The 8,214-nt window shown below is 38.7% G+C and carries 10 protein-coding genes; 2 read left to right on the top strand and 8 right to left on the bottom strand.

Annotated features, from left to right (window positions below):
- Window positions 1–470: tyrosine-type recombinase/integrase (locus tag PGU50_RS17600; protein WP_270247607.1), on the bottom strand; the 470-nt coding region annotated here is incomplete at its 3' end.
- Between the two features lie 271 nt (window positions 471–741).
- Between PGU50_RS17600 and PGU50_RS17595 the strand changes: the two genes are divergently transcribed.
- Both PGU50_RS17595 and PGU50_RS17590 read left to right on the top strand, forming a co-directional pair.
- Window positions 742–1,578 (top strand): CPBP family intramembrane glutamic endopeptidase, encoded by an 837-nt coding sequence (locus tag PGU50_RS17595; RefSeq protein ID WP_270247605.1) that lies wholly within the window; start codon window positions 742–744, stop codon window positions 1,576–1,578.
- Window positions 1,579–1,914: 336 nt separating this feature from the next.
- Window positions 1,915–2,151 (top strand): DUF6061 family protein, encoded by a 237-nt coding sequence (locus PGU50_RS17590; protein ID WP_012744332.1) that lies wholly within the window; start codon window positions 1,915–1,917, stop codon window positions 2,149–2,151.
- 118 nt (window positions 2,152–2,269) lie between these two features.
- Here the strand turns inward: PGU50_RS17590 and PGU50_RS17585 are convergent, their stop codons facing one another.
- The 7 genes from PGU50_RS17585 to PGU50_RS17555 form a co-directional block, all read right to left on the bottom strand.
- Window positions 2,270–2,905 (bottom strand): HAD family hydrolase, encoded by a 636-nt coding sequence (locus PGU50_RS17585; RefSeq protein ID WP_016304801.1) that lies wholly within the window; start codon window positions 2,903–2,905, stop codon window positions 2,270–2,272.
- Entirely contained in the window at window positions 2,895–3,497 is a 603-nt protein-coding gene (locus tag PGU50_RS17580; protein WP_117674858.1) for a sugar O-acetyltransferase, read from the bottom strand. The genes PGU50_RS17585 and PGU50_RS17580 overlap by 11 nt, the downstream gene beginning before the upstream one ends.
- Window positions 3,498–3,508: 11 nt before the next feature.
- On the bottom strand, window positions 3,509–4,108 hold the full coding sequence (locus PGU50_RS17575) for an HDOD domain-containing protein (RefSeq protein ID WP_270247604.1): 600 nt from the start codon (window positions 4,106–4,108) through the stop codon (window positions 3,509–3,511).
- Between the two features lie 76 nt (window positions 4,109–4,184).
- A complete protein-coding gene (locus tag PGU50_RS17570; RefSeq protein ID WP_016304805.1) occupies window positions 4,185–4,424 on the bottom strand; it encodes a hypothetical protein in 240 nt (79 codons plus the stop codon).
- Between the two features lie 88 nt (window positions 4,425–4,512).
- Window positions 4,513–5,424, bottom strand: a complete 912-nt coding sequence (locus PGU50_RS17565) for an AraC family transcriptional regulator (RefSeq protein ID WP_016304806.1) — start codon at window positions 5,422–5,424, stop codon at window positions 4,513–4,515.
- A 223-nt stretch (window positions 5,425–5,647) separates the two neighbouring features.
- The gene (locus PGU50_RS17560) at window positions 5,648–6,352 is read right to left on the bottom strand and encodes a DUF6040 family protein (RefSeq protein WP_055196675.1); all 705 of its coding nucleotides are present in this window, start codon (window positions 6,350–6,352) and stop codon (window positions 5,648–5,650) included.
- Window positions 6,336–8,057, bottom strand: a complete 1,722-nt coding sequence (locus PGU50_RS17555) for a MobA/MobL family protein (protein WP_330672605.1) — start codon at window positions 8,055–8,057, stop codon at window positions 6,336–6,338. Before PGU50_RS17555 ends, PGU50_RS17560 begins: the two co-directional genes overlap by 17 nt.
- Window positions 8,058–8,214 lie beyond the last annotated feature (157 nt).

The following is an 8,214-nucleotide window of genomic DNA, read 5'->3' as shown; positions in this document are numbered from 1 at the left end:
GTTTCACGAACATGAATTGTCATGTTGGTACGTGAAATGTCATCATAATGAAGATGAACAACCTCTGATACACGTAATCCGGAAGAATACATAGTTGCAATAATCGCTTTATGCTTCAGATTCGGAGTGGCGTCAATGATTGCATTTATTTCATCACGGGATAGAACAGCAGGAAGATTTCGCTCTCTTTTCATAGCCGGAACAGTGTCATCATCCCAGAGAATCTTCAGCACCTTTTTATATAAGAACTTGATTGCAGATCGATAGTGATTGTGAGTTTCAGGAGACCTTCCTTCCAGACGTTTGGCAGTAAGAAAACTTTCCGCATCTTCAAGTGTAAGATCAGAAACATTTTTTCCAATCCAACGAAGGAAGTAACTGACATCAGAGCAATACAATTGAATAGTTCTTTCACGCAGGTTACGTTTTTCCGCTTCATTGCGGATGGATTCAAAAATATCTTTATACATAATAAAACCTCCAGAATAAGTAGTGTTAATAATTACATCTACCTATTCGGAGGTGCATTAGCGTCATAATTTCGATTGCGGAAGAGACTGGAAAATGTTATTCTTATCATAGGCAGTGGAGCTTTCTTTGTTGTTTCGTGTGGTAACTTAACAATAACGGATTATGAAAAGTAATTCCACTGCTTTTTAATAAAAATAAAACTGCGCCACAGCCTTGGCAGGTCATCGCGCAGCGATTTTGTTCAATCGAAAGTTATAAAGGAGAAATAAAATGAGTACAAAAAAAGCAATTAGCACATCATTTGTTGCCATATTTATTTTAATAATCACACAGATTATTGCACAATCCATTGCAAGTATGTTTGTTATAATAAAAATTCCAACTGGCATTTGTAATATTACCGCTGGAATTATATATGCTGGATTGACATATCTTATTCTGAAAATGTTTATTAGCAAAATTATTAAATTGCCGACTTCGGATTTCGGAATGCCTAAATTTGCTATTAAAATAAGATGGATTTTAATAGCTGTATTATTACCATTTGTTATAAAAGGAAGTTATCTTTTAATATTCAACGGTAAGTATGTATCCTCAAATATGAATGGAAATCAGATGTTCGATACTTTAAGTGCAGGGGTTGCATTTACCGGAATAGCGGCTGGATTTGTTGAAGAAATGGTGTTTAGAGGAGTTATACTTAATGCATTAAAGAAAAGATGGAATATTAAGGTGGCTGTAATTGTTCCATCAATGTTATTTGGTATTGTACATGTTCTTGGACAGGATTTTTCAATAGGCAGTTGTTTATTAGTAATTATCGCCGGAACGATGGTAGGCGTTATGTTTTCGATGATTGCAATAGAAAGTGGTTCAGTTTGGAATAGTGGAATAGTTCATGCTATCTGGAACGTTGTGATTATTGGTGGAGGATTAGCCATTGGAGAAAAAATGGATAAATATTCTGTAATGACATATGTACTTAATTCAAAATATTTCGCCATCACAGGTGGTGAGTTTGGAATTGAATCATCTGTTATTTCATTGTTCGGATACATAATAGTTGCTGGTATAGCATTTTTTATGATTAAATCAAGAAAAAATTGATATATAGGTTTGAAAATATGAAGCTATAAGGTACTTGTCAAATTCAAGTTGATATTCCACTTATTTTAGGAAATTTAATAACTATTATATTTGATTATCAAATTCTTCGCAAACCCTTGAAAACACTAAGTTTGTAGCAAGTGTACTTTCCCTTACTCTTTCCCTTGTGTTACATTCTCCCATTAGCTTTCATGAACCTTAATATGGGAAAAATTAAGGGAAAGAAAATTTCATAACACAGTATAACATATAACAATAACAACATGGTGAACTGATTGAAATGTTTTCGATATTTAACTCTATAACTGATTATTAAAAAAATGGAGATAAGATACGATGAGAACAATATTTGCAGAATACAATCCACACAGAAACAGCATTGATGTTTATACCAATGCCGGTTATATGCTCCGCATTGACTGTTGGGAAGCTGAGAAGAACTTAAAAACCACTCCTGGATCAGACTGCGCATTAAATACACTTGCTATTGATGAGCCACTTGAATATGCACGATTATATCTTGATGGTAATATGCAAATGTGGGTAGATGCAGAAGATTCTTTGGAATTGTAAACCACAAGTAGCCTGTATGCTTTATTTTACATACAGGCTACTTAATCAAAATCACCATAATTGATCAAGCAAGTTTTTTTAATATACCTCGGAGTCATTTTCGTTCGATCTTTCATCGCTAATAAAATTTCTCTGAAGTGATAGCAGATAACAGATTGGCAGGTTTTTCTAAAAAATAATCTGCTTTTATGTGCTTATTATGACTGCCCCATACTGCTAAAGCAAAATCAATTCCCGCATTTTCCGCACATTTACTGTCATATTTGCTATCTCCGATATAAAGTACTTTCCTATGGTCTGTTTTTGATAATTCCACATATTTCAAAATCGGTGCGGCATTGGGTTTATGTTCCTGTGTATCGTCTGCACATATGATTGTTTTGAAATAATGACTGATACCAAACGGACAAAAATCATGTGTAAATTCTTCCCTTGTCTTTGATGTGACAATCCCCATTTCATAATCCAGACTTAGAAGATTTTTCAATAATTCAACGATTCCGTCAAATACTTTAATGTTATTTGTATAGTTACGCATATTTTTATCCCATAATTCTATCGCATAGGAAGTGTCTTTTATCGCAAGTTTTTTCAAAGCGTCTGTTCCTGTAATCCCTAACGCAAATCTTAGTTCAGAACATGGTATCTCTCTTCCGGACAATCCCTTTATAGTTTCCTGTAAAGAATGTAATACAGCATATTCCGTATCAATCAGAGTGCCGTCAATGTCAAAAACGATATGCTTATACTTCATGCTGCCACCTTTCCCTGTCTGTATCAAAATAACGTATCACCCTGCATGGATTTCCTACTGCAACACAATTAGGCGGGATAGGGCGGGTAACTACACTTCCAGCCCCTATCACGCTGTTTTTTCCTATAGTGACTCCGGGCAGAAGAATACAGCCGCCGCCAATCCAGACATTACTTTCTATTTCTATCGGACGTGCATAGGTTCTAAAAAATGTTGTCTGACGTTCCCTCCAATCCGGCACAAACCTTTCCTGTGGTAAGACAGGGTGTGAAGATGTATAAATCTGCACATTTGACGCAATCAATACCCTGTCGCCAATTCGGATAGTTTTGTTATCCACAAAGGTACAATTCATATTGACGATCACATCATTTCCCAAAAAAATATTTTTTCCATAGTCGCAATGAAAAGGCGTGTCGATTGCCACATTTTCCCCTATTCCGCCCAACAGCTCCCGAAGAATGGAAGTGCGTTTTTCTGTATCTCTATAATCAGAAAAATAATATTTCCGTGTTAATTCCCTTGTGCGGGCAATCTGCTTTAACGTATCGCTGTCCGCTGTTTCCAAAAAATCACTGGATTCGTAATACACAATATCCCCCCTTAACGAAAACTGTTTTCCATAACGCCCGGAAGCAGGGCATAGATAGAACAGCCAATCTGATCCTCAAACCGTTCTTTAATCTCTAAAATCTTTTTCCATCTGTCTATTGTCGCTGGGTGAACGCCGTATCGCATTGTCACGTCTACAAATCTCTTTTCCAAAAGACAGAACCCCGAAGGCATAGCCAATGCGTCACATAACTGTACAAGACGGTCATAATCATCATATACCGCATTTGCAACAAATTCTTTCATAAACAGGTAATCCTCATCACTGACATCAAACTCTCCGATAGATGTGGCAATATCCTGTATCATAAATGCGTGGGATATACATATTTGTGCGGCTTTTCCCCACCCACACTCCATACAGTAACGATAGCCGTCTATCAGATGCCTTTCCGAACTCACTCCGGCATAACGTCCAATATCGTGTAACAGCCCGAAAATATACGCCTGTTCAGAAGATAAATCTTTACAGTGTGACGCAATGTTTTTACAGGCTTCGGCTACATACCGGGAATGTTCTGCCCATGCTCCCGGATTGGATTCTGCCGCTTCCCTTAATGCCAGTTCTGCGGTCTGAATGTTCAACTCCATTTTTAACTCCTTTCAAAAGGGCGGGGCTGGAAGATAAACTGTCCAGCCCCTTTATGATGAAATATTTACAGATAAATCAGCAATCCCCGGCATAGTACGAAACAATGTTCATATAGTCCGTTGGATTCGGAACTTCTAAAACAAGCCGCAAACAGTTTTTGTTTTGGGAGTATTGCCGCCACAAACTGCCCTGTATCTTTTCTTCCCCATTGATGTTTTGTTTTTTACCATCCGGGCAGAGCATATTTACTTTGCCGGAACAGCTATTGACCGTATCTAAAAAATTTTTCATGTTCAGAATGTTCAGTTTTACCACTTTGCACTCACCTCCTGTAAATGACGGATTTACTTTACAGGTATCATTATAATGCAAAAGGAATAGAAAAAATATTTCTTTTCTGCCCTTATCTATCACTATTCTGCCATTTTCTCCGATATTCTGTGGGTGAACAATGTGTGTATTCTCGAAAAACCTTTCCAAAATAACTGCTACTCCCCAAACCGCACTCATGGCTGATAACGGTAACTGCTTCCTGCCCCTTTGCTAGCATCTGACAGGCAGCTTGCAGACGGTAAGCCTTTATATACTCTACGGGTGTCATGTGCAGACAGTCATGGAACACTCTATAACACTCCCTTTCGCTTAGGTATGCTGCTGCCGCAAGTTCCGGGATAGAGATTTTCTCTCTGTAATGTTCGTGAATATATATCATCATCAGCTTTATTTTATCGTTGCTTTTATTATGTTCCCCCTTTTTTTCACGCATAGGACGGGATAGTTCAAAAAGCATGAGCCATATTTCTGTTAGGGTTTCCCGCAGTTTTATTTCATATCCAAATTCATCACTGGATAAACGAAATGAAGCGGCAAGCAGTTTCAAAATCCTTTCTTCTTCTGCATTGCCTGGAAAAAGCGGAATTACCTCAATCTGTGGGGCTGTTATGATAGGCGCAATATATTTTTGTTCAATCCTGCTTCCCTGTTCCCCGGCAAGTAGGGAAACATCGAAAATATGAAGTAGCTGTATATTCTTTTCTTTCTGCGATATTGCTTTTGTCATATGGAGTACATTGGAATTTACTATGCCGCCGCTTCCAGCCGGAAACAACAGTTTTCCTCCCGGCGTATCATATTCAATGCTACCACTTTCCATATAAAAAAGTTCCACTGTCTTGTGCCAGTGCCACGGTACATAATGTCCGATATACTTGTCAAGTTCTGCCCTTGAAGCGATATAGGGAAAATCTTTTTCAAAACCGGGAAGCAGTTCTTCCTTGCTTCCAGTATAAAATTCAATGCTATGGATATTTTTCATGTCTGTTCACCTGCACATCTGCGATTTTGTATCTGCTTTATGGATTAAATATACTAGAATAGCTCGGTAATTGTCAATCAATCAAAACAGATTCATTTGGAAGATTATAAAAAATAGTGTTAAAAATCAAAGAACAGTTTTCACAGACTCTAAAAATCTGGATAACTAAAAATAAGTATATTTGTTTTGTGAAAAACAGGCAGTTTTACCTGCCCATTTTACTTTAAAAATATCCTCGTTTTTCTCGCCAGTTTTTCACATAACATCGGATTCCGATATAAACCGCATGTACCAGAAGTAGCAACATAATGAGGTTTATCGGAATAATTGATTTTATCCATTTTCCGAAATAGATTATGATAGCTGTACTCATTATCACCACCATGATGCTGATAATATCCCAGCAATATTTCCGGTAGATTTTCCCCACCTGATAGCCAGTCCCGATTATCAGCAATCCCGTTATGATAAATAAAATTCCCATAACAATACTTACAATCAGCCAGTACACAATCCCTGAAATGATACTATTTGAGATTCCACTGCTTAACTGTCCGAAAGAATCTGCACCTGCAACAAATTTTTGAAACAGGCTTAAGATTCCTTTAGCAAACATACTGAAAAAGCTAATACAATCACTAAAGAAAACTGGAGAAAGGATAGCAGTGAATAGTGTAATGGCTATACTGTACCATGCCAGCAGAAACAGGATACTTTCATAACCAGCCGTCATATTTTTATATTTTTTCTCTAACTGAATTTTACGGTTATCGCATTTTTCTTTTGCTTTTTGGTAAGCAGTGCGGTCACAGTTATCGCATTTCTCATAGGGCACTTTTTTCTCAACAGCTACCTCTGTTGTCTTTTGGTGTGTCTGTGCATAGCGTTTTGCCTGTTCCGCTTTTTCATACCTAAATTTCCATGCCACGACTTCTGCGTCGGCTCTTTTCCTGCTGTCTGTCTCGTTGGCTAATTGTTCTTCTATTTTCCTTAATCTTGTCCGCAATGCTTCGATATTCTCGACTCTGTTTTCGCTGTTCAATTTCTCGTTCAAGGTCAGCGATCTGTTTAGCTGCCTGTTCAGTTCCATAATCATCTGGTCTTTCTGATCCAGTTCGTCCTGCATCTGTTCTGTCATCTGTAGAAGTTCTTCCACTTGACCGACGTTCTCTAAGTTTACGCATTCTCGCATCTATATCCCTCACTTTCTCTATCTGCTGTTTAAGGTCAGTAATTCTCTGCTCTGTTTCAGCAATAAGCTGTTCTCGTTGTTCAGCTTCTGCGTTAATTCCTGCCATTGCTGATTCTCGGTTTCCAACTGTTCGATTCTGTTTTTCTGCTGTTCGATCTGGGAAAGCAGTTCTTCTGTATCTGGCAAAAGATTCAGCAGTCCGGATAACTCGCTGTTTAATATCTGCAAACTCTGGTTCTGCTCCTGAAAGGACAGAAGCTGTCTGTCTTTTTCCTGTAATTCCTGTACCATCTCTGCCATAAGGTTCTGCTGTTCCTCGATCTGGTTTATCATTGATTCCATCATGGGAATGACTTCCCGGCTTTCTTCTAATGTCATTTAATCGCTCCTTCCATAATGATAATGCACCTGATACTTTTCCAAAGGTGTCCAGTATCTTTTGCAATAACGTGTTTTGCTGTTTTATGATTTGATTTTCCGCTACTTTCCACGAACCTTTTATTTCCTGCCCGGCAAGAAATTTTTGTTCAATCTTTCTTGCGTCAGCACCTTCATGGATGGTAGGAATCTGGAGTTTTCCCTGTTTTTCATAAGAACGGTGATCAACCTGATTATGCAAAGGAAGATGTTCATTACACACCTTTGCCCACTCACTCCGCCACAGCTCACAATTTTTGGGATTGTTCCATCCAGTAGCATCGGTCAGCACCCGTTTCCATTGCAGGCGGTTTCTTGCACCAATCTTCTGGATTCCGGTTTCGTCTAATACAAGGATACGGATTCCATGACGGTCAGGGTTTTTCTTATCCTGCCACCAGTCCGGGTGGGATTCGTCAATCACGATATTTCCGCTTTTATCTCTGACAAAATCCCAATCCTTGACTTCTTTCTTTCCCCAAGAATGGTCCGGGTTAAAAGGTCGCATCGTCAGAAGCAGGTGGACATGGGGGTTGCCATCCCCTTTGTCGTGGATACTCCAATCAGCACACATTCCCTTATCCACAAATGTTTTTTGGATATAGTCGGATGTATATTGAATCTGTTCCTGTCTGCTCCATTCTTTTGGGAGGGCAAATTCAAATGACCTGCCAAGTTGGGCATCCGCACTTTTTTCAATCTTCAATACCTCATTCCATAATCTTTGTTTCTGAAATGTGATTTTGAATTTTTCTAAAGCAGCTTCTTTATCTTCTGACCTTTTGTAGCGGACAGATTTTTGAAAGCGTTTTATATTTTCTTCTGGTACTATCTGCCATTCAGGAGGTGCGTTTTCACACATCATCAGACTGGTGTAGACCACTTCTTTTTTAGAAGTGTAATAACTGATTCTCCCGGTTTCCTCGTTTTTCATCACATCCCCATTGAGATATGCGGAAGCGGAGATAACAGATTTCCCTTTACTTCGTCCGACTATTTTGATTGTGTAATGAAAAATCGCCATATCTGGATTCCTCCTTTCTGCACATCCGGTATAGATTTCCGGCAACATTGCTTTCGATTTTAGAAAAGCAGCATTGCCAGAACGCCCTCTGCGTAAGAGTGCCCTGCGCATAGCAGCCTGCATGGAATGCGCCTCTCTGGCGAAGAGTGCCTCCTGT

The sequence above is a fragment of the Coprococcus sp. AM11-30B genome (assembly GCF_027674365.1).
Lineage (GTDB): Bacteria > Bacillota > Clostridia > Lachnospirales > Lachnospiraceae > Allocoprococcus > Allocoprococcus comes.
The sequence above is the reverse complement of the archived record's forward strand: the minus strand, read 5'-3'. Positions and strand labels throughout refer to the sequence as shown.